Raw genomic sequence first — 21,075 nt, 5'->3', positions numbered from 1 at the left:
TCCTGCCAGGTCGGGGGGCTTTCGTACGAGGTTCGGCGGGACTGGGGCACAATGGCCGGGTGAGCACCGAGACGCTGACGAAGCCGGAAACCACGCCCGAGGGCACGGAAACCACCGACGACGACACCCCGAAGATGTTCCACTACGTGAAGAAGAACAAGATCGCCGAAAGCGCGGTCATGGGCAATCACGTGGTGGCGCTCTGCGGCGAGGTCTTCCCGGTGACGAAGTCGCCGAAGCCCGGTTCGCCGGTCTGCCCGGCCTGCAAGGAGATCTTCGACGGGCTGCGCCCGGGGGAGTGATCCGGGCTTGAACCCCGGCGGGTGTGCCCGCCGGGGCTTTCTGCTGTCCGGAATCGGACAGGTTGCCGAACAAATGTGAAAAACCTTCATTCGGCGGGTGTGCCGGGTGCCGGACTCCTGGTAGATCCAGCGGGCCAGGTTCCCTCACCCACCGGAGTCGCACATGCGCAGAACCGGGATCGTCGTCGCCGTAGCCGCCCTGCTGACCGTGTTCGCCCCCGCGCTGGCGCAGGCCGTCACGGGCTGGTCGGAGGTCGGCCGGGACCAAGCCCGCGCCCTCGACGAGAGCCAGGGGCTCGCCACGATCGTCCGCCCGTCGGGCACCACCATCCGCTACACCGGGATCAGCACCATCCCGGCGGACCTGAACTCGCAGGGGTGGAACCACGTCGGCGACCCGGGCTCGGCCCAGGGCTGGTACGCCGAGCCCTACCAGCGTGACGACCGGGGCGCGAAGCTCTTCCGCGTCCAGGCCCCGGACGGCTCGTGGCAGAACTACAAGCACAACCTCGAGTCGTGGGAGGCGAACAACAACTCCTTCGCCGCGGTCTCGCCGGACGCCCGCTGGCTGGTGGCGGGGGAGTGGGGCACGATGGACCGCCTCCTGGTCCACCCGATGCCCGGCGTGGCGGCCACCGACCCGGCGCAGAACCTGCCGCTCGCCGGCACGATCCGGCTCGACCACCCGGTCCGCGACGTCCAGGGCTGCGACTTCCAGACCGCGACCCGCCTCCTCTGCGCGTCCGACGACCCGGACGGCAGCCTCTTCGGCACCACGAAGCCGCTGCTGCAGGTCGACCTGGCGGGTCCGCTGGCCGGTTCGGACGTCGCGGGGCACGTGACGTCGCTGGGTCAGCTGCCGCTGCGCAGCGGCTGCAGCGGCAACTTCGAGGTCGAGGGCATCGACTTCGACGAGCGGGACAACACCCTGCGCGTGATCGTGATGTCGCCGAGCATCTGCATCCTCTTCGACAGCATGACCTACCGCTTCCGCCAGTAGCCGCACCCCACGTGATCAGACCCGTAACTCACGTGATCGGGGCCGTAACTCGCGAGTCACGGCCCCAATCACGCGAGATCCGCCTCGGATCACGCGAGTTACGGGCATCACGCGTGATCGAAGGGGCATCACGCGTGACTGGGCGGGCATCGCCCGTGCTTGGCGAGGCATCGCGCTGATGCCCCGCCAATCACGCGTGATGCCTCCCTGATCACACGTGATGCCCCTTTCAGGCGGTGGGAGCGGGGTCGAGGGACTCCGACTCCGGGGCCTTCGCCGGGGTCCGGCGGGCTTCACGACGCGCCCGGCGGCGCTCCTTGCGGGTCTCGACCATCGTGTAGAGGGTCGGGACCAGCACCAGCGTCAGCAGCGTCGAGCTGACCAGGCCGCCGATCACCACGATCGCCAGGGGCTGGCCGATGAAGCCGCCCTGACCCGTGATGCCCAGCGCCATCGGGACCAGCGCGAAGATGGTCGCCGCCGCGGTCATCAGGATCGGGCGCAGCCGGCGCCGGCCGCCCTCGGTGACGGCGTCGGCGACGCTCATCCCCTCGGCGCGGTACTGGTTGATCAGGTCGATCAGCACGATCGCGTTGGTCACCACGATCCCGACCAGCATCAGCATGCCGATCAGCGCGGGCAGCCCGAGTGCGGTGCCGGTGGCCAGCAGCAGCCCGATCGCGCCGGTCGCCGCGAACGGGATCGACACCAGCAGGATCAGCGGCTGGATCAGGCTCCGGAACGTCGCGACCATGATCAGGAACACGATCGCGATCGCCGCCAGCAGCGCCAGGAACAGGTTCGAGAACGCCTCCTGCTGGTCCTGGCTCACGCCGCCGAGCGAGTACGCCGCGCCGCCGGTGAACGTCAGACCGTCCAGCTTGGACTGGATGTCCGCGGTCGTCTTGCTCAGGTTGTCGCCGGTGTTCTTGGCGGTCACCGTGGTGCTCAGGTCACCGCCGGTGCGGTGCACCGACGCCGGGCCGTCCACAGTGGACACCTTCGCCACCTCGTCCAGCCGGACGACACCCGCGGGCCCCGGGATGGGCAGGCCCTTCACCTGGTCGACAGTCACCGGGGCGGTGCCGGCGCGCAGCACGATGTCCGTGCGCTGCCCGTCGACCGGCAGCTGCGTCACCGTGCGGCCGGCGATCGCCTGGTTGGCGACCTGGCCGATGGTGCTCGCCGACAGCCCGCGCGCGGCGGCCGCGGCGGCGTCCACCTCGACCTGCACCCGCGGCGACCCGACGGCGAGGTCGCTGCTCACCTCGGTCAGCCCGGACACCCCGCCCAGCGCCTGCACGACCTGGTCGGACGCGGGCTTGAGCGCGGCTTCCGACGGCGCGGTCACGGTGACCGACACCTGGTCGGAGTTGAAGCCGGACGCGTCCGCGCCGATCTTGATCTCGCCCAGCTCGGGCCGCGACGTCAGCTTCGAGCGCAGCCGGTCCGACAGCGCGTCGAGGTCGGTGTCCTTCGCGACGGTGACGGAGATGCTGGTCGCCGTGCCACCGCCACCGAAGCCGCCGAACCCGCCGCCCCCGCCGACGCTGACCTGGTAGGTCTGCACCGCGGACTCGGCGGCCAGAGCCTGCTCGACCGCCGTGGCGGCCTTCTCCTTGGCCTCGACGCTGGTGCCCGCGGGCAGCTTCTGCGTCATGTTCAGCGTGGTGCCGCCGGACTGGTCGAGGAAGTTGGTGTTCAGCCGCGTCGCGAGCCCGACCGTGCCGGCGAAGATCAACAGCGCCAGCAGCACGACAGTCAGCCGCCGCTTGGTGGCGAACCGGATCACCGGCAGGTAGGCGCGCTGCAGCAGGCCGCGGCGCTCCTTCTCGACGGCGGCTTCGCGCGCCCGCTCGGCCTCGATGGCGTCCGCCGGGATCGCCGGCTGCTTCAGGAACCAGTACGCGAGCACCGGCACGACGGTCAGCGACACGAGCAGCGACGCCAGCAGCGCCACCGTCACGGTGATCGCGAACGGCGAGAACAGCTCGCCGACGAACCCGCCGACAAACGCGATCGGCAGGAACACCGCGACGGTCGTCAGCGTGGACGACGTCACCGCGCCGGCCACCTCGCGGACGCCGTCGAGCACCGCCCGCTGCTTCTCCTCGCCGTAAGCCAGGTGCCGTTTGATGTTCTCCAGCACGACGATCGAGTCGTCGACCACCCGGCCGATCGCGATGGTCAGCGCGCCGAGGGTGAGCAGGTTGAGCGACAGGTCGCCGGTCCACAGCGCCAGCAGCGCGACGACCACCGACAGCGGGATCGACACCGCGGTCACCAGCGTCGAGCGCACCGACAGCAGGAACAGCAGGATGACGAGGACGGCGAACGCCAGGCCCAGCAGGCCTTCGGTGGTCAGGCCGCTGATCGCGTCCTTCACCGGCGTGCCCTGGTCGAACACGACGCTCATCTCGGCGCCGGTCTTCTTGCCCAGCTCGGGCAGCTTGTCGCGGACGGCGTCGGAGATCGCGACGGCGTTCCCGTTGTCCACCATGGTGATCGACAGGCCGAGGCTCGGCTTCCCGTTGGTGCGCGTGATCGACGTCGGCGGTGCGAACCCGGTCTGGACGTCGGCGACGTCGCCGAGCTTCACCGGCCCGCGCGGCGGCGTGCCTCGCGTGGCGCCGGAAGCGGCACTCGGGGTCAGATACAGGTTGCGGATCGTGTCCACAGTGGTCTGGCTGCCGCCGACCTGGACCGACAGCGTCTTGTCGCCTTCGGTGAGCGTGCCGGCCGGCACCGCGGCGCCGGCGGTCTGCAGCGTGGTGGCGATGGACGTCGGGTCGACACCCGCGGCGGCCAGCTTCGCGTAGTCGAGCGCGATCGTGACACGCGGCTGCTGGACGCCGGTGACGGTGACCGTGCGGACACCGTCGATCTTCCGCAGCTCCGGCGCGACCTGGTCGGTCAGCGCGGGCGCGAGCTGCTGCGGGTCCCCGGCGGTGCCCGCGGCGACCAGCACGACCGGCAGGTCGTCGGTGCTGCCGGCGGACACGGCGGGCGCGGAGTTCTGCGGCAACCGGGGCTGGACCTGGTTCACCACCTGCTGGATCTGCGACACGGCGGCGTCGATGTCGGTCCCGAACTCGAACTGCGCGACGATCCGCGAAACGCCGTCGGACGACGTCGAGTTGAGCTGCTCCAGGCCCTTCAGGCCCTGGAGACCGCCTTCGAGGGGCTCGGTGACCTGCTTGTCGACCGCGTCCGGGGACGCGCCCGCGTACGCCGTGACGATCTGCGCCTGCGGGAACTGCAGCGACGGGAACAACTGCTGCTTGATCTGCGGCAGCGCGAAGGCGCCGAAGCCGACGACGACGAGCGCGAGCAGGCCGATCAGGCTTCGGTTGCGCAGGCTCAATCTGGCCAGCACGGACATGACTTGGGAACCCCCTCGGGAACGACGCGGCGACCGACGCCTGCGTCAGTGACCCGGGCAGCCTTTCACGGCGTTGCTGAGGAGCGACTCAGTCTGCGGGTTGATTTCGCGTACTCCGCGGGGATGAATCGCGACCCTGAACCGCGCTGGGTGCCGGTTCCGGTGCGCTGGGTGACGGTTCGTCCTCTTCGGACGCTTCATCGGCGCCGTTGGGGGTGACGTCTTCGGCGCGCGGGCGCCGCAGCGGTGTGGTCGTGCGCTCCCACAGCTTGCGGCCCTCTTCCGTGCGCAGCCGCTCGGAGGCGCGTTCCATCTCCAGCCGGCGCCACTTGCGGCGCTGCCGCCGGGTCGCCTTCGCCGGCCACAGCTCCTGGAGCGCGCTGTTGAAGTACGCCCCGCCCACCACGGCCAGCCCGATGAAGAACATCAACAGCAGGAACGCGATCGGCGCGGCCAGCGCGCCGTAGGTGTAGCCGGTCTTGGTGATCCAGTTCAGGTAGATGCGCAGGCCGACCGAGGACAGCAGGAACACGACCATGGCGAGCACCGCGCCCGGCAGCCCGCGGTGCCACGGCAGCTTCCGCGGCAGCGCGAGCTTGTACAGCGTGGTCAGCGCGAGGGTGATCATCGCCCCGAGGGTCGGGAAGTAGAGCGTGCTCACCCACGACGTCACGGTCGGGCGCCACTCGGTCGGGAAGAACTCCGGCAGCAGGTCCGGGCCGATCGCCAGCAGCGGCAGGCCGACCACCAGGATCACCAGGCCGCACAGGTACAGCAGCAGCGCGAAGATCCGCTGCCACACGTCGTTGCGGACGCCGTACTGGTCGTGCGCGACGGTGATGGCGTCGACGAACGACGACATCGCCGACGAACCCGCCCACAGCGAGATCAGGAAGCCGACCGAGACGATTTCGCCCTTGCCGACGGTGAGGATGCTGTTGACGGTCGGCTCGATGATGTCGTGGACGGCGTTGTCGCTGAAGACCGTCCGGCAGAAGCCGATGATCCGGTCGTGCACCTGGGTGACGACGTCCTGGCCGAACCATTCGCCCACGAAGCCGAGGCTGCCGAGCAGGCCCAGCAGCAGCGGCGGCAGCGAGAGCGTCTGCCAGAAGGCGGCCTCGGCGGCCTCGGAGAAGATGTTGCCTTCCCACGCCTTGCCGAGCGTGCGCGTGATGAGGCGCCACGGCCCCTTGCGGGCCACCTTCGTCCCTCCGGACGGCTGAACCTCACCCATGACGTGTCCAGCATGGTCCATCCGTGAAGATTTGGCTCGTCACCACCCCTGCACCCGGGCGTGTCGGGGGACATCACCCGTGCCGGTGCCGGGAACTGTCGGACCCGGCCGGTAGACTCGCTCCAGTGCCCTCACCGCAGTCGCCGACGCCGAAGTCGGTACCACAGTGAGGGTTTTCGCACGTCAAAGCACTTGAGCGAGGGGGGACCGGCATGACGGAGACGCAGCTCGGGGCGCCTCCCGCGGAGAAGGACTCGACCGCGCGCCCGCTGCGGGCGTGGCAGCGGCGGGCACTGACCAAGTACCTGACGACGCGGCCCAAGGACTTCCTCGCGGTGGCGACGCCCGGCGCCGGCAAGACGGTGTTCGGCCTGCGGATCGCCGCGGAACTGCTCAGCGACCGCACGATCGAGGCGGTCACGATCGTCACCCCGACCGAGCACCTGAAGCACCAGTGGGCGGCTTCGGCGGCGCTGGCCGGGATCCAGATCGACTCGAACTTCCGCAACACCACGGGCGTGACGTCGTCGGACTACAACGGCGTCGCGCTGACGTACGCGCAGGTCGCGGCGCACCCGACGCTGCACCGGGTGCGCACCGAGAACCGCAAGACGCTGGTCATCCTCGACGAGATCCACCACGGCGGTGACGCGAAGTCGTGGGGTGACGCGATCCGCGAGGCCTTCCACCCCGCCGTGCGGCGCCTGTCGCTGACCGGGACCCCGTTCCGGTCGGACGACTCGGCCATCCCGTTCGTCACCTACGAGCCCGACTCGGGCGGCTTCCAGCGCAGCAAGGCCGACCACTCGTACGGCTACGCCGACGCGCTGGCCGACGGCGTGGTCCGGCCGGTCGTCTTCCTGGCCTATTCCGGCGAGGCCTCCTGGCGCACGAGCGCGGGGGAGGAGTTCACCGCCCGCCTCGGCGAGCCGCTGACCGCGGAGCAGAACGCCCGGGCGTGGCGCACCGCGCTCGACCCGGCGGGCGAGTGGATCCCGGCGGTGCTGCAGGCCGCCGACACGCGGCTGTCGCAGGTGCGCCAGAGCGTGCCGGACGCGGGTGGCCTGGTGATCGCCACCGACCAGGAGACGGCGCGCGCGTACGCGAAGATCCTGGAGCGCATCTCGGGGGAGATGCCGACACTCGTGCTCTCGGACGACCCGAAGGCCTCGGGCCGGATCAAGGAGTTCTCCGAGACGAACGAGCGCTGGATAGTGGCCGTCCGGATGGTCTCGGAAGGCGTCGACGTCCCGCGGCTCGCGGTGGGGGTGTACGCCACGAGCGCGTCGACCCCGCTGTTCTTCGCCCAGGCGATCGGCCGCTACGTGCGAGCGCGCAAGAAGGGCGAGACGGCGAGCGTGTTCCTGCCGTCGGTGCCGGTGCTGCTGGAGCTGGCCAGCGAGCTGGAGGCGCAGCGCGACCACGTGCTGGGCAAGCCGCACCGCGAGCAGGAGGGCTGGGAGGACGAGCTTCTCGCCCAGGCCAACCGCACCGAGGACGAGCCGGGCGAGGAGGAGAAGGCGTTCACCTCGCTGGGCGCCTCCGCCGAGCTCGACCAGGTCATCTACGACGGCAACTCGTTCGGCACCGCGGTGTTCTCCGGGTCGGACGAGGAGCAGGAGTACCTCGGCCTGCCGGGTCTCCTGGAGCCCGACCAGGTCCGCGCGCTGCTGCGGAAGCGGCAGGCGGAGCAGGTCGCGGACGAGAAGCGCCGCAAGCCCGCGAAGGAGGAGGCGCCGCCCCCCGCGGCCCGCCCCGCGTCGGTGAGCGAGCGGCTCGGCGCGTTGCGCAAGGAGCTGAACGCACTGGTGGGCATGTACCACCACCGCACGAAGAAGGCCCACGGCGCAATCCACAACGAGCTGCGGCGGGTGTGCGGTGGGCCGCCCACCGCGATGGCGACGGTGGAGCAGCTCGAAGAGCGGATCGTGACACTGCGGTCCTGGTAGGCCGGGTGCTCGCGCACCACCTGGGGCCCGGTCTGCCCGAGCGCCGGCTCGCGCTCGTGCGGCAGGATCGCGGGGTGGTCGTCGCCACTCCGCGGGGTAGCGCCAAGCGTCGCCTCGGAGCTTCGCGGCCCGACCCCGCGCCACCCCCAGGACCGCTCCCCGTGTCGCCCAGCAGGCTGAAGCTTCCGGTCACTGTCCGTCCCGCCCGGCCCGAACGCACCTTCCACACCAGCGTGACGCTGCGTGCCCGAAATGTCGCCCGTCGCCTGCCCGACCTTCCGTCTCCCGATGGCGGTTCGGGCACGGATACCGCCCGTATCCCGCAAGTCGGCGACCGATTACCGGCACAGGACGTGGACGGAACACGTGTCGCGCTCGGTGTACACCGGAGCCGCCTGTCGGAGTACCTTCAAGCCGTCAAGAAACCTGGATGTAACACAGGGTGAGTGCCGGCGATCACATCGTCAGCGGATCTACTCTTTCCGGGCGAGGTTCAGCTCGTGTTGCCGAACCGTGTCCAATTGGTGTCATTTAATCGATCCAGCTATCTTCCCCGCAGCCGCTCAGCGGCATATGTTGTCGCCCACAACATATGCGCGTCGGTGCGCCGGGCCTCTCCGGATCACCGCCCCGCAGGCCCGAGACACGCAGACCGTCGAGGGCCGCTCGTCACCAATGCTTGGATCCGGAAGGAACGAGGATGCGCAGCAGAACCCTTACCCTCCTCGCCGCGACAGTCAGCACCGGCCTGGTGCTGACCGCTTGCGGTGCCAACAGTTCAGACAGCGGGGGCACGGGGAGCAACTCCGCCTCCTCGTCCGCCCCGGCCGCCGCCGGCGGCGCCAGCGGCAAGGTCGGCGTCATCCTCCCGGAGACCGCCACCTCGGCGCGCTGGGAAGCGTTCGACAAGCCGATGCTGACCGCCGCGCTGACCGCGCAGGGCTTCGAGGTCGACGTCCAGAACGCCCAGGGCGACAACCAGAAGTTCGCCACCCTGGCCGACGGTTTCATCAGCTCCGGCGTCAAGGTCCTGGTCATCGCCCCCGGTGACCCGGCCGTCGGTGCCGCGGTCGAGGCCAAGGCGAAGACCGCGGGCATCCCGGTCATCGACTACGACCGCCCGAGCCTCGGCGGGTCCGCCGACTACTACGTCTCGTTCGACAACGAGAAGGTCGGCCAGCTGCAGGGCCAGGCCATGGCCGACGCGCTGAAGAGCAAGCCGGGTGCGGGTTTCGTCCAGATCGAGGGCGCCCCGACCGACAACAACGCCACGCTGTTCACCAAGGGCCAGGACTCCGTCCTCGAGCCGCTGGTCTCGGCGGGCACGCTGAAGCGGATCCAGAAGCAGCCGATCAACGACTGGGACAACCAGCTCGGCGGCACGACGTTCGAGCAGATCTTCACCGCCAACGGCGGCAAGGTCGACGGCGTCGTCGCGGCGAACGACGGCCTGGCCGGCGCGGTCATCACCATCCTCAAGAAGAACGGCCTCAACGGGAAGGTCCCGGTCACCGGCCAGGACGCGACCGCCGACGGCCTGATGGCGGTCATGCGCGGCGAGCAGTACATGACGGTCTTCAAGCCGATCAAGGAAGAGGCCGAGGCCACCGCCAAGCTGGCCGCCGTCCTCGCCAAGGGTGACACCGCCGGTGCGGACGCGATCGCCACGGCGAAGCTGCGCGACCCGAAGGGCAACCGCGACATCAAGTCCGTGCTGCTGACCCCGACGACGATCCTGGAGAAGGACGTCAAGACCGTCGTCACCCAGGGCTACGTGAAGGCGACCGAGATCTGCGGTGGCGACCTCGCCGCCAAGTGCAGCTCGCTCGGCATCTCCTGAGCCGCCCGCAGTACCCATGAACAGCCGGGCCGGGACGCGCACCCCGACGGCGCGTCCCGGCCCGGTCCCCACTCCCCGCTTGCGGGGATCGCCAGGCCCTAGCGGCGGCACAGGGCATCAAAAATTCGGAGAACTGCCATCCATGAGTGAGCCCATTCTCGAGATCAAGGGCCTGAACAAGAGCTTCGGCCCCGTCCACGTCCTCCACGACGTGGACTTCGACGTGCGTGCGGGCGAAGTGACCGCCCTGGTCGGCGACAACGGCGCCGGCAAGTCGACCCTCGTCAAGTGCATCGCCGGCATCCACCCGTACGACTCGGGGGCCGTGCGGTTCAACGGGCAGGACGCCCACATCCGCGGTCCGAAGGACGCGGCCGACCTCGGCATCGAGGTCGTGTACCAGGACCTCGCGCTCGCCGACAACCTCGACATCGTCCAGAACATGTTCCTCGGTCGCGAGCGCGGGAATTCGTGGAAGCTCGACGAAGCGAGCATGGAGAAGGCCGCCCGCGAAACACTGGCCTCCCTGTCGGTGCGGACCGTGAAGTCGGTCCGGACGCCGGTCTCCTCGCTGTCCGGTGGGCAGCGCCAGACCGTGGCCATCGCCAAGTCGGTGCTGTGGAACAGCAAGGTCGTCGTGCTGGACGAGCCGACCGCCGCCCTCGGCGTCGCGCAGACCCGGCAGGTGCTCGACCTGGTCCGCCGGCTGGCCGAACAGGGCCTGGGGGTCGTGCTGATCAGCCACAACATGGCCGACGTGTTCGAGGTCGCCGACCGCATCTCGGTGCTCTACCTCGGCCGCCTCGTCGCCGAGGTGCACACGAAGGACGTCTCCCACGGCCAGATCGTGGAGCTGATCACCGCCGGTCGCTCCGGTGACCTCGGCCTGGCCCGGCCCGAAGCCGTGGTCCTGTGAGCGGGAAGAAAGAACCGGAAATGACTGAAACTCCTGCCAAGCCCGAGGTCGGCACGCCGGCCGCGGAAGCGCTCGCGCAGACCCAGAACCCCACCGCGGCCATCACCGACTTCGGCATCGACACGACATCGATGTCAACCGGCGAAGCCCTTCGCGACTACTTCGCCCGCCTGCGGGCCGGCGAGCTCGGCTCGCTGCCGTCGCTGTTCGGCCTGCTCGTGCTGGTCATCCTGTTCAGCGCGCTGTCGGACAACTTCTTCACGCTGGCCAACATCGCCAACGTCTTCCCGCAGGGCGCGGGCGTGATCATCATCGCGATGGGCATCGTCTTCGTGCTGCTGCTCGGTGAGATCGACCTCGCCGCCGGTGTCGCTTCCGGCACCGCGGCTTCGGTGATGGCCCTGCACTACGTCCATGCGGGCAACTTGCTGGGCTCCATGGGATCCGGCGTGTTCATCACGTTCATCGCGGTCCTCGCCGCGGCCATGCTGCTGTCGGCCTACCAGCGGATCTGGGCCGGCGCCGCGCTGTCGCTGCTCGGCCTGCTGCTCGTCGCGATCGGCGTCCCCGCCAACGCCTGGCTGGAGATCCTGCTGGCCATCTGCGTCGGCACCGCGATCGGCTGCATCACCGGCTTCCTGGTGTCGAAGATCGGCATGCCGTCCTTCGTCGTGACGCTGGCGCTGTTCATCGTGTGGCAGGGCGTCCTGCTGCAGTTCATCGGTGAGGGCGGCACGATCGGCATCACCAACTCCGACGTCCTGTACAAGATCGCCAACGGCAACCTGAACGTCCTCGGCAGCTGGATCTTCTTCCTCGTCGCCGCCGGCGGGTTCGCGGTGATCACGCTGCTCAGCCACTTCCGGCGGCTGCAGCGTGGCCTGGTCGTCCAGCCGACGGCGCTGGTGGTCGTCAAGGTCGCCGCGCTCGTGGTGCTGTCGGCGCTGGGCACCTGGCTGCTGACGGTCAACCGCTCGCCGAACAAGGCGGTCGTCACGATCCAGGGCATCCCGTACGTCATCCCGATCATGCTGGTGCTGCTGGTGGCCGGGACCTACGTGCTCAACCGGACCAAGTACGGCCGGTACGTGTACGCGGTCGGCGGCAACAAGGAAGCCGCCCGCCGCGCCGGTATCGACGTGCCGAAGATCCGGGCGAGCGTGTTCGTCATCGGCTCGGCGGTCGCGGCCATCGGCGGCATCGTCGCCGCGTCGAAGGTCGGCTCGGTCAGCCCGCAGTCCGGTGGCCTCAACACGCTGCTGTACTCGGTCGGTGCGGCCGTCATCGGCGGCACGTCGCTGTTCGGCGGCAAGGGCCGCGTGGCCGACGCCGTCGTCGGTGGCCTGGTGATCGCCGTGGTCATCAACGGCCTGGGCCTGCTCAAGCAGCCGGCCGCGGTGGTCAACATCGTCACCGGTCTGGTCCTGTTGCTCGCCGCCACGGTCGACGCGCTGTCCCGGCGCCGCGCGGCTGCGTCCACGCGCTGAACCAGCATGGAATGATCAGGCCCGTGACCAGCACACCCGTTGCACGACCGGACGAGGTGCGCCGGCACAACCGCACAACCCTGCTCCGGCTGCTGCACGTCGGCGGGCCGAGCACCCGGGCGACCCTGGCCACCGAGCTGGGGCTCAACCGGAGCACGATCAAGACCCTCGTCGACGGGCTGGCGGAAGCCGGCGTCGTCGAGGAGAAGGTGCCGAGGCCGGGACGAGGGGCGGGCCGCCCCTCGCTCCTGGTCCTGCCCCAGCCGCACGCGGCGGTCGTGCTCGCGGTCGACCTGCAGGTCGAGCACGTCGCGATCGCCCTGGTCGGGCTGGGCGGCCAGATCCTGGGCCGCAACAGCTGGAACCTGCGCGGCCGGATGGGCCAGCCCGACGAGGTCATCACCCACGTCATCGAGTCGACGGCCGTGCTGGCCGGCGACCTCGACGTGACCCCGGTGGCGGCCGGGGTGTCGGTGCCGGGCGTCGTCCGGCGGGCGGACGGGTACGTGCACGAGGCCCCGAACCTGCGCTGGACCGACGTCGCGCTCGGTGAGCGGCTCGGCGCGGTGCTGCAGATCCCGATCCTGGTCGGCAACGACGCCGAGCTCGGCGCGGTCGCCGAGCACCTGCGCGGCGCGGCCCGCGGGTCGTCCGACGTGGTGTACATCTCGGCGGACGTCGGGGTCGGCGGCGGTGTCATCGCCGAAGGCTCGGCGCTGCGCGGCGGCTCCGGCTACGTCGGCGAGATCGGGCACATGGTGATCCGCCCGGACGGGCGGCCCTGCTACTGCGGCAGCAGCGGCTGCTGGGAGACCGAGGTCGGCGAGGCGGCGCTGTGCCGGGCCCTCGGCCTGCCCGAGGACACCCCGCGCGGGGCGATCCTGTTCGAGCTGCGCGAGCTCGGCCGGGACCCCGATGCGGCGCTCTCCCGGCTCGCGGAGTTCGCCGAGTGGCTGACGCTGGGACTGATCAACGTCGTCAACCTGCTGGGGCCGCAGCTGGTGATCCTCGGCGACCTGCTGACGGTGCTGCCGGAGGCGGTGCTGCGCCACGTCGGCACCGAGGTGCGGCGGCGCAGCCTGGTGAGCCGGGCGGTCGGCGGCACCCGGATCATCAGCTCGGCCCTGGGGGCCGACGTGAAGTTGCTGGGCGCCGCGGAAGTCGCGTTCGAAGTCGTGCTGGATTCTGTCTGATTTCCTGTCCGGTTCCGTGTCCGGAATAGGTATCTTCCGTGGCCTTGCCGTGATAACCGCCACGCACTTTGCAAGTTGCAGAAAAACGAAGGCGGCCGGTGCCTGTGCGCACCGGCCGCCTTCGGCGTTTCGGGGTCGTTACCGCTGGATGTCGGCGGACAGTTCCTTGAGCTTGGCCTCGTGCTCGCGGGCGTGGTGCCCGCAGAAGAGAAGCTCGCCGCCCGTGCTGAGGACGGCGCGTACCTGAGCTGCTGCTCCGCACCGGTCACAGCGGTCGGCGGCGGTCAGTTCGGGGCGGGTGAGCGTCGGCGTTGTCATGGGGGTCTCCCTCCGTCCCGGCACCGGTTGCCCGGTGCCATCGATCCAGCTACGCCCACATCGGGACTGATGCCGGCTGCGGCGATCGCCTCCGGCTCCGCGGTGTTCGTGCTTCTACTGTTCCAGACGTTTCGCTGCCCGCAAGTGTTCCCGCGCCGGTGGGACCTGAGTCACGTCGATTTACCCCGGATGCCGTAGCCGCATCCCGCAATGCAGGAGACGAATACCCGGAGAGTTACGTTTTCCGTGGTCAGGCACCATGGAGTGGTGAGTACGGTGACGCCGTCGCGGAGGCTTTCCGCGCCACCCGCTCCGCTGTTGTTCGTTCTCAGCGGAATTTCCATGTACGCCGGAGCGGCCGTCGCGGTCGGCCTTTTCGGCCACGCGACGCCCGCCGGGGTGGCGTGGCTGCGGTGTCTCGGCGCGGCGGTGGTGCTCCTGGCCTGGCGCCGGCCGCCCCGGGCCGCCTGGCGGGGCCGCCGGCTGCTGCTGGCGATCGCCTTCGGCGTCGTGACGGCGGGCATGAACGTGCTCTTCTACGAGGCCATCGCCCGCCTCCCGCTGGGCACCGTCGTCGCCCTGGAGTTCGCCGGCCCGGTGGTCGTGGCGGCGGTCGGCTCGCGATCGTTGCGCGACGTGCTGGCGGTGCTGCTGGTGGCGGTCGGCGTGGTGGCGATCGCGGACGTCCGGCTGTCCGGAAGCTTCCTCGGTGTCGTGTTCGCCCTGGGCGCGGCGGCGGCTTGGGCGGGCTACATCCTGCTGGGCAAGCGCGTGGCGGAGGACGGCGACGGCATCACCAGCCTGGCAATCGGCTTCGCGGCGGCGACGGTGGTGTTGTCCCCGCTGGCGTTCGGCACGGGTGAGGTGTGGTCTTCGCCACGCATGCTGCTGCTGGGGGTGGGCGTGGGGGTGCTCTCGACGGTGGTGCCGTACGCGCTCGACCAGGTGGTGCTGCGGCGCGTGGGGCAGGCGCGGTTCGCGGTGCTGCTGGCGTTGCTCCCGGTGACGGCCGGGGTGATGGGGTTCGTGCTGCTGGGGCAGGTGCCGTCGGTGGTCGAGGCTTTGGGGACGTTGGCCGTGGTGGCGGGGGTCGCGGTGCGCCGGCGGGAGGTGTCGACGCGGCCTGCGCCGGAGCCGCCTGGGTGAGATCGGTCCCAAGGTGGCCTTCGGTGCGTGAGACGCAACGAAGGCGGCCTTCGGTGCGTCGGACGCAACCAAGGCCGCCTTGGGGCGCTCGGGTCGCATGCAGCGAACGCCACTTTGGGTGCGTGGGATGCAGCGAACGCCACATTGGGTGCGTCCAACGCACCCAATGCCACATTGGGTGCACTCGGCCGCACGAGTCGCGCGCCGTCGCGAGCGGTGGCCGGAACGGCCGGCTCGGCCCGTGGCGGCTTCCGCCGGCGAGCCGGGTTGCCCACAGGCCGACCGTGATGTGGACAACCAGGCCCGGGCCGCCGCTTTTCGGGGCTTTGTGTCCGGCACCGCCGATACGCTGGAGCGGGGATGGACCCCCTGGGAGGGCGGGGCGCTGTGCCGGGCGGGGCGCTGTGCCGGGCGGGGCGCTGTGCCGGGCGGGGCGCTGTGCCGGGCGGGGCGCTGTGCCGGGCGGGGCGCTGTGCCGGGCGGGCGCGACCCTCGCCGGAGTCCCTGACGGTCGCCGCGGGCGCAGGATCGTGATGGCCGTCGCCGGGCGTGACCGGGATACTTACCGCGGGCGGTACGGAAGCGGGTGACCATGACCAAGGCGGCGTCGGCGGCGGCGAAGGACTTCGCCGCGGCCGGGGTGGGTGGGGTGCACCTGGCCTGGGCGGACAACAACGGCATCCCGCGCTCGCGCATCGTCCCCGTCGGCGGCCTGGCCGACGCCGCCTCGCGCGGGGTCGGGGCGACCTCGCTCTTCGCCGTCTTCGACAGCCACGACGCCATCACCTACGGGCACGCCGGGCTCGCCACGCCATCCGGGGACGTCCGGCTCGTGCCCGTCGTCGACCGGCTGCGGCGGCTCGCCGGGCAGCCCGCGCTCGCCTGGGCGCCCGTGCGGCAGCTCACGCAGAGCGGCGATCCGTGGCCCTACTGCCAGCGCGCCGTCCTTGAGGCGCAGGTTGCCGAGGGCGCGCGCCGCGGGCTGGAGTTCCGCGCCGGTTACGAACTCGAGTTCGCCGTCGCGCCCGCGGGCAGCGCCGACATCGTGACGACGCCCGGGCACCCCGGCCCCGCCTACAGCCCGCACGCGCTTGTCGGGCTCGACGGTTTCGTCGCGGCCCTCTTGCACGACTTCGCGGCCAACGGCCTGCGGATCGGCCAGCTGCACGCCGAGTACGGCGTCGCGCAGCTCGAGCTGTCGCTGGCCGCCACCGATCCCGTCTCCGCCGCCGACGACCAGCTGCTGGCCCGCCAGACCATCCACGCCGCCGCGCACGCGCACGGCCTCGTGGTCAGCTTCGCGCCGCTGATCGGGCTGGGTTCGGCCGGCAACGGCTGGCACCTGCACACCTCGGTCCGCCGCAAGGGCCGCAACCTGCTCGACGGCGAAGGCGCGCCCGGCGGTGAGGGCGCCGGCTACCTGGCCGGGCTGCTGCGCGACCTGCCGGCGCTGACCGCGATCACCGCGCCGAGCGTCCCGTCGACGCTGCGGCTGCGTCCCGGCTACTTCGCCGGCGCGTACGCGTTCTGGGGCGTCGAAAACCGGGAGGCGCCGCTGCGGTACGTCCCCGGCTCGCCGCTCCTGGGCGCCGACCACGCGAACGTCGAGCTCAAGACCTCCGACGCCTCGGCCAACCCGTACCTCGCGCTGGCCGTGGTGCTCGCCGCCGGGATGGCCGGCATCGAGGACTCGCCCGCGCTGCCCGAGCCGATCGGCGAGGACCCGGGCGGCTGGACGGAAGGCGAGCGGGAAACCCGCGGCGTGTGCCGGCTGCCGGCGGACACCGCCGGACAGGACACCGCGCTGCTGGCCTCGCCCCGGATCGCCGGCGTGCTCGGCGACGACCTGCTCGGGGCCTTCCGCGCGGTCCGGGCCTCCGACGCGGCGTGGGCGGCGGAGCGGAGTGTCGAGGAGATCGTCGCCGCACACCTGTGGCGCTACTGAGGGGACCGATGTCTTCGGGGATCGACGGAGGGCAGCTCGACCTGTCCGGGGTGCGGTGGCTGCCGGGCGGGGCCCGGCTGGCTGCGCTGGCCCAGGCGGAACTGCCCCAGAAGGACGGCCTGGCCGCGGCGTTCTGCGGGCTCGCGGCGTTGCGGGCGGCCGGGCTCGACGTGCCCGACCAGGACGCCGTCGCGGCGGCCGCGGGCACCGTCCGCGGGCCGGTCGTGCGTGCGCCGGGTGAGGCGGGCCGGCCGGACTTCCGGCTGCCGCTGCCCGTCGTCGACGACCCGGCCGCGGCGGGCACCCGGGTTTCCGGGCTGGCGGTGGCGCTCGCCTCGCTGTCGGGCGGTGCGCTCACCGCGGTGCCGGCGACGGGGGAGTGGACCACCGAGACGCTCTTCGACCTGCTGATCGGGCTGTGGGACGTGCCGCGCGTCGCGGTGATCGCCCGGATCGACGGTGCCGAGCTGGGCGCCGCCGACACCCCGGAACGCGCGCTGCTCGACTACCTCGACACCGGTGTCCCGCCACTGTGGACGTCCCGCTGGCGCCCGCCCGGCGGCCACTTCGTGCTCCTGGCGGGCATCCGCATCGGCGCCGAAGGTACCCTGCTGTCCGTTGTGGACACCTACGCGTCGTTGGGGGACAACGGGATCCACGACCAGCCGGTCGAATGGGTGACGGCGGCGCTCGCCGGCCTCGGGGTGCTGGTGGTCGTCGACGCGGACCAAGCCGCCGTGACGCGCGAAGCGGTCTGCGTCGCCGGGCTCACTCCGTCCTTTTGGGACTGACCTCGGTGGTCTCGTCCTGGCCCGCGAAGCGGGAGTGGCGGCGGCCGTAGGCGAAGTAGATCACCAGGCCGATCGCCAGCCACGCGGCGAACCGGATCCAGGTCAGCACGTTGAGGTTGAGCATCAGGTACAGGCACGCCAGCGCCGCGAGCACCGGGACGGCCGGCGAGAACGGCACCTTGAACGGCCGGTCCAGGTCGGGACGGCGGCGGCGCAGCACCGGGACGGCCACCGCCACGATGATCATCGCCGACAGCGCGCCGATGCTCACCATGTCGGCCAGCTCGGAGATCGGGATGAACGCGGCCAGCACGGCGATCAGCGCGGCGCCGCCGATGGTCATCCGGTGCGGGGTGCCCCACTTCGGGTGGGTGCGGCCGAGCGCCTTCGGCAGCAGGCCGTCGCGGCCCATGGCGAAGCCGATCCGGCCGATCGTCACCAGTTCGACCATCATCACCGACGTCAGCCCGGTCACCGCGCCGAGCGAGATCAGCGCGCCCACCCAGTGCTGGCCGACCCGGTCGAACGCGTCGGCCAGCGGCGCGCCCGTGTCGATGTCGGTGAACGGGATCATGCCGGTCAGCACGATCGACACGCCGATGTAGAGCAGCGCGCAGACGCCCAGCGCGCCGAGGATGCCGACCCGGAGGTCCTTGCGCGGGTTCAGCGTCTCCTCGCCGAGGTTCGCGAGCGCTTCGAAACCGGTGTAGGCGAAGAAGACCACGGCGGCGGCGGTGACCATCCCGGCGATGCCGTAGACCGACTGTTCCAGGCCGAGCGCGGCTTGCACGATCGGCTGTTCCAAGACGGTGGAGCCGCCCTCGGGAGCCTTCGCGGGCGGGATGAACGGCGTGAGGTTCGCGCCCTTGACGAAGAACAGGCCCACGGCGAGCACCAGCACGCAGACGGCGACCTTCACGAGCACGAGCACGTTGGTCAGCCAGGCCGATTCCTTGATGCCCAGCACGGCCACCACGGTCAGCACGGCGATGATCAGCACCGCGCCGACGTTGACTTTCGCGTCTTCGCCGAACCACTCCGGTGACAGCCCGAGCAGGTTCGCCAGGTACCCCGACCAGCCGCGCGACACCACGGCGGCGCCGAGCGCGAACTCGAGCAACAGGTCCCAGCCGATGATCCAGGCGAAGATTTCACCGAGGGTGGCGAAGGCGTAGGTGTAAGCGCTTCCGGCCGTCGGCACGCTGGAGGCGAGCTCCGCGTAGCAGAGCGCCGCGAGCCCGGCGACCACCGCGCCGAGCACGAACGACAGCGTGACGGCGGGCCCGGCGTGCGTCTTCGCCTCGACGCCCGCGAGGGTGAAGATGCCGGTGCCGATGATGATGCCGACGCCGAACCCGATCAGGTCGCGCCCGCGCAGCCGCCGCTTGAGCTCACCGGAGTCCTGGCGCTTCAGGACCTCGTCCACGTTCAACGTTCTCCGCACACCCATGAGGAGAAGTTAGAAGGTAACGAGCTTTTTCGCAGAACGGCCCGCGGCCGGGCCATGACGGCGGCGGCCCGCAAGACGGCGCCGCTGCGGCTGAGCATCGCGCCGGTGATCAGCCGCGGAGTACGAGCATCTCCGCAGAACGGCCCGCGGTCAGGTTTCCTCGGCCAGGCCGGTCTCCTGGGCGAGGATCGCCGCTTGGACGCGGGAGCGGAGGTCCAGCTTGGTCAGGACGCGGGAGACGTGCGTCTTCACCGTGGTCTCGCCGATGTGCAGGCGGGAGCCGATCTGGGCGTTGGACAGGCCTGCGCCGAGGCAGCCGAGGACTTCGCGCTCGCGCTCGGTCAGGTCGTCGAGGCCGTGCGGGGCGGGCGCCGGGTCGCGGGTGCTCGCAGCGAACGCCGTGATCAGCCTGCGCGTGACCTGCGGGGCGAGCACGCCCTCGCCGGCCGCGACGAGCTTCACCGCTTCGATCAGGCGGGGCGCCGCGACGGACTTGAGCAGGAACCCGGCGGCGCCGGCCCGCAGTGCGGCGTGCACGTACTCGTCGAGGTCGAACGTCGTCAGCACCAGCACCTCGGTCAGCCCTTCGGCGACCAGTTCGCGGGTGGCGGCGATGCCGTCGGTGCCCGGCATCCGGACGTCCATCAGCGTGACGTCGGGCCGCAGCGCGCGGGCCTGGCGCACGGCGGCGGCGCCGTCGGCGGCCTCGCCGACGACCTGGATGCCCTCGGCGTTGTTGAGGATCATGATCAGGCCGGACCGGATGGCGCTGTGGTCGTCGGCGACCAGGACTTTGACGGTCATGGGGTCCTCCTCGCCGGAGACGGCGTCGTCTCCCTCACGTCGTGCCTCCTACCGGCAGCTCCGCGCGGACCAGCCAGCCACCCTCGGCCGGGCCCGCGGTCAGCGTGCCGCCGACCGCGTCCGCGCGTTCGCGCATGTTCAGCAGACCCGTGCCGGAGCCGTCGGCCGGGGGCGCGTGGCGGTGGTGGACGTCGTTGCGGACCTCCACCGCCAGGACGCCGTCGAGGTAGCGGACGTCGACGTCCACCCGCCCGCCCGGCGCGTGTTTCACCGCGTTGGTCAGTGCTTCCTGCGCGATCCGGTACGCGGTCAGGTCGACCGCCGTCGGCAGCGGCACTTCGTCCACTGTGGACCCGACGCGCACCTCCAGCCCGCTCGCCCGCGCCGACTCCACCAGCTTGGACAGGTCCGCCAGCCGCGCCGGCGCGGTCGTCTCCGCGTCGCCGCCTTCGGCCTTGAGCAGGCCGATCATCGCCCGCATCTCCTCCAGCGCGCTGACGCTGTTCTCCCGCACCGACTCCAGCACCGTCTTCGCCAGCTTCGGGTCCGGCAGTGACAGCGCCGCCTCCGACTGGATCGCGATCGCCGACAGGTGCCCGGCGATCACGTCGTGCAGGTCGCGGGCCATCCGCCCGCGCTCGGCGGCCACCGCCGCCCGCCTGTCGAGCTCCGCGATCTTCGCCAGCTGCCCGGCGTTCGCCCGTTCCGTCTCGGCGATGTCGCGCTGCTGCCGGACGTTCGCCGCCCACCACACCGGCGTCAGCACGAACGGCAGCACACCCAGCCCGGCCAGCACCGCCGTGCGCCACTGCTGGGCCAGCACCAGCACCGCGACCAGCACGACGACGACCGACGCGGCGGCGACGCCGATCATCACCCGGCTCGTCCGCCGCGAGCCGTACAGCGTCGCGGCGTAGAGGAAGTCGGTGAAGACGATCATCACCGGCAGCGACGGGCTCAGCGCGATGTCCACCGCCAGCACCGCCGTCGCCAGCAGGAGCGCGCCGGGCACCCAGCGGCGAAGGAGCTCGAGGCCGCACAGCGCCGTCAGCTCCAGCAGCCGCACCCACAACGGCGCGTGGTCGAACCCCGCCAGCAGCCGGTGGATCCCGGCCGCGTAGACCAGGAAGCCGATCAGCCAGGTGGTCAGCGCGATCAAGCCGTCCTGCTGCCACACCGGGAGCGAGCGCAGGCGTGGGAGGTGCACGAGTTCATCTGATCACATCGCGTGGCGGGTCCGCGTCCTACGAAGTGATGACGCAGCGTCGTGCTCATCGACGACGCGCCCGGGTGCCCGCCCGGGCGAAGGTGGGAA

Annotated in this window: 16 protein-coding genes; 10 read left to right on the top strand and 6 right to left on the bottom strand. The window is 71.1% G+C overall.

Annotation, left to right across the window (positions count from 1 at the left end; genetic code table 11):
- Positions 1–59: 59 nt before the first annotated feature.
- Together ACIA5G_RS17410 and ACIA5G_RS17405 are read left to right on the top strand one after the other, a co-directional pair.
- A complete protein-coding gene (locus ACIA5G_RS17410; RefSeq protein WP_328458792.1) occupies positions 60–302 on the top strand; it encodes a DUF3039 domain-containing protein in 243 nt (80 codons plus the stop codon).
- Between the two features lie 163 nt (positions 303–465).
- Positions 466–1,302: a hypothetical protein gene (locus ACIA5G_RS17405; protein ID WP_395924121.1), complete on the top strand. Its 837-nt coding sequence runs from the start codon at positions 466–468 to the stop codon at positions 1,300–1,302.
- A gap of 229 nt (positions 1,303–1,531) precedes the next feature.
- Here the strand turns inward: ACIA5G_RS17405 and ACIA5G_RS17400 are convergent, their stop codons facing one another.
- Together ACIA5G_RS17400 and ACIA5G_RS17395 are read right to left on the bottom strand one after the other, a co-directional pair.
- Positions 1,532–4,684: an efflux RND transporter permease subunit gene (locus ACIA5G_RS17400; RefSeq protein WP_395924119.1), complete on the bottom strand. Its 3,153-nt coding sequence runs from the start codon at positions 4,682–4,684 to the stop codon at positions 1,532–1,534.
- A gap of 88 nt (positions 4,685–4,772) precedes the next feature.
- Entirely contained in the window at positions 4,773–5,921 is a 1,149-nt protein-coding gene (locus ACIA5G_RS17395; protein WP_395924117.1) for a YihY/virulence factor BrkB family protein, read from the bottom strand.
- 212 nt (positions 5,922–6,133) lie between these two features.
- Here ACIA5G_RS17395 and ACIA5G_RS17390 point away from each other — a divergent pair, with 212 nt between their 5' ends.
- The 5 genes from ACIA5G_RS17390 (at position 6,134) to ACIA5G_RS17370 (ending at position 13,306) form a co-directional block, all read left to right on the top strand.
- Entirely contained in the window at positions 6,134–7,870 is a 1,737-nt protein-coding gene (locus tag ACIA5G_RS17390) for a DEAD/DEAH box helicase (RefSeq protein WP_395924115.1), read from the top strand.
- Positions 7,871–8,570: 700 nt separating this feature from the next.
- Positions 8,571–9,710 carry a sugar ABC transporter substrate-binding protein gene (locus tag ACIA5G_RS17385; RefSeq protein WP_395924113.1) on the top strand — a complete coding sequence of 380 codons (1,140 nt, stop codon included), beginning with the start codon at positions 8,571–8,573 and terminating at the stop codon, positions 9,708–9,710.
- 142 nt (positions 9,711–9,852) lie between these two features.
- Entirely contained in the window at positions 9,853–10,626 is a 774-nt protein-coding gene (locus ACIA5G_RS17380; protein ID WP_247063508.1) for an ATP-binding cassette domain-containing protein, read from the top strand.
- Between the two features lie 20 nt (positions 10,627–10,646).
- Positions 10,647–12,113 (top strand): sugar ABC transporter permease, encoded by a 1,467-nt coding sequence (locus ACIA5G_RS17375; RefSeq protein ID WP_395924110.1) that lies wholly within the window; start codon positions 10,647–10,649, stop codon positions 12,111–12,113.
- Between the two features lie 11 nt (positions 12,114–12,124).
- Positions 12,125–13,306, top strand: coding sequence for an ROK family protein (locus ACIA5G_RS17370; RefSeq protein WP_395924108.1), 1,182 nt, complete (start codon positions 12,125–12,127; stop codon positions 13,304–13,306).
- A 138-nt stretch (positions 13,307–13,444) separates the two neighbouring features.
- Here the strand turns inward: ACIA5G_RS17370 and ACIA5G_RS17365 are convergent, their stop codons facing one another.
- Positions 13,445–13,624: a hypothetical protein gene (locus ACIA5G_RS17365; protein WP_013224457.1), complete on the bottom strand. Its 180-nt coding sequence runs from the start codon at positions 13,622–13,624 to the stop codon at positions 13,445–13,447.
- Between the two features lie 342 nt (positions 13,625–13,966).
- Between ACIA5G_RS17365 and ACIA5G_RS17360 the strand changes: the two genes are divergently transcribed.
- The 3 genes from ACIA5G_RS17360 (at position 13,967) to ACIA5G_RS17350 (ending at position 17,506) form a co-directional block, all read left to right on the top strand.
- Positions 13,967–14,770, top strand: coding sequence for an EamA family transporter (locus ACIA5G_RS17360; protein WP_395924106.1), 804 nt, complete (start codon positions 13,967–13,969; stop codon positions 14,768–14,770).
- Positions 14,771–15,362: 592 nt separating this feature from the next.
- The gene (locus ACIA5G_RS17355; RefSeq protein WP_395924931.1) at positions 15,363–16,715 is read left to right on the top strand and encodes a glutamine synthetase; all 1,353 of its coding nucleotides are present in this window, start codon (positions 15,363–15,365) and stop codon (positions 16,713–16,715) included.
- 8 nt (positions 16,716–16,723) lie between these two features.
- Positions 16,724–17,506 (top strand): DUF6885 family protein, encoded by a 783-nt coding sequence (locus ACIA5G_RS17350; protein WP_395924104.1) that lies wholly within the window; start codon positions 16,724–16,726, stop codon positions 17,504–17,506.
- Here ACIA5G_RS17350 and ACIA5G_RS17345 read toward each other — a convergent pair.
- The 3 genes from ACIA5G_RS17345 to ACIA5G_RS17335 form a co-directional block, all read right to left on the bottom strand.
- A complete protein-coding gene (locus ACIA5G_RS17345) occupies positions 17,484–18,956 on the bottom strand; it encodes an amino acid permease (protein WP_395924102.1) in 1,473 nt (490 codons plus the stop codon). The genes ACIA5G_RS17350 and ACIA5G_RS17345 overlap by 23 nt on opposite strands.
- A gap of 150 nt (positions 18,957–19,106) precedes the next feature.
- A complete protein-coding gene (locus tag ACIA5G_RS17340; RefSeq protein ID WP_395924100.1) occupies positions 19,107–19,760 on the bottom strand; it encodes a response regulator in 654 nt (217 codons plus the stop codon).
- A 34-nt stretch (positions 19,761–19,794) separates the two neighbouring features.
- Positions 19,795–20,967 carry a sensor histidine kinase gene (locus ACIA5G_RS17335; protein WP_395924098.1) on the bottom strand — a complete coding sequence of 391 codons (1,173 nt, stop codon included), beginning with the start codon at positions 20,965–20,967 and terminating at the stop codon, positions 19,795–19,797.
- Between the last annotated feature and the right edge of the window lie 108 nt (positions 20,968–21,075).

The sequence above is a fragment of the Amycolatopsis sp. NPDC051758 genome, from assembly GCF_044453095.1.
In the GTDB taxonomy this organism is placed as follows: domain Bacteria; phylum Actinomycetota; class Actinomycetes; order Mycobacteriales; family Pseudonocardiaceae; genus Amycolatopsis.
Note: the sequence above shows the minus strand (reverse complement) of the source record. Positions and strands in the feature narration are given on the sequence as shown.